Source organism: Komagataeibacter intermedius TF2, assembly GCF_000964425.1.
GTDB lineage: Bacteria > Pseudomonadota > Alphaproteobacteria > Acetobacterales > Acetobacteraceae > Komagataeibacter > Komagataeibacter intermedius.
Genome location: NZ_BANF01000546.1, coordinates 1 through 817, shown reverse-complemented (window position 1 = coordinate 817; position 817 = coordinate 1). Strand labels below are relative to the sequence as shown.

Sequence of the window (817 nt, the reverse complement as noted above, 5' to 3'; positions counted from 1 at the left end):
AAAAGCCTACGCCTCTCACATCAAAACACAACTGTAGTGTTAGGGCCTGTTAGGTCTTGAGATGATCTACGGTTGCAGCGATGCAGATGACGGCCATGAAGGATGTGGCGGTTTTTTCGTATCGTGTAGCGACCGCTCTCTACTCCTTAAGACGTGCCCATAGGTTTTCAACCAGATGTTAATGCCGATAGATCCATTTGGGGCAGGCTACCTGCGGCTCGTCGCGTTTTGTGGGGATGACCGGGCGTGAGCCCCTTTCCCACAGGGCTTCTCGGAACCGGTTCGAGGCATAGCCCCAATCGCAGACGACGTAGCGCGGAGCGTGCGGCAATGCGTCAAGAAGCCCCATGGCTAAGAGCCTGTTTAGAAAATCGGTCTGATGTGATTCAAGCTCTGGATGTGGACGCCAGAGCAGAGGGGCCGGATGGCCAGGATCACCCGCAAGACGAAACGCTACCCGTCTGACATGACGGACGAGGAATGGGAGCCGATCGCGCCTTTGATGCCAGGTCTTGGGCGTCGTAGCCGCTCACGAGAGGTTCGAATTCCGTGAGGTGATCGATGCGGTGCGCTATCTCGTTCGTTCAGGCTGGGATTGGCGGATGCTGCCGATCCATCCTAGGCACTGTCGCACGGTCCATGGCTGCTTTCGTGAGTTGGCGCGAGGCTTCCTGTTCCAGACCATTGATGACGTTGAACTGATGCTCGACCTGGAACAGGCTGGTCGCGAAGCCAGTCCGGCAGTAGCGGTGATCGACAGCCAGAGCATCAAGGTGGACTTGTAACGGTTTTGTGCCGGTCAGGAAGTGCTTATGCC

At 56.7% G+C, this 817-nt stretch carries 1 pseudogene; it reads left to right on the top strand.

What is annotated here, in order from left to right:
• Nucleotides 1-397: 397 nt before the first annotated feature.
• A pseudogene (locus B7449_RS18515) lies at nt 398-773 on the top strand (transposase); the annotation flags it as partial.
• Between the last annotated feature and the right edge of the window lie 44 nt (nt 774-817).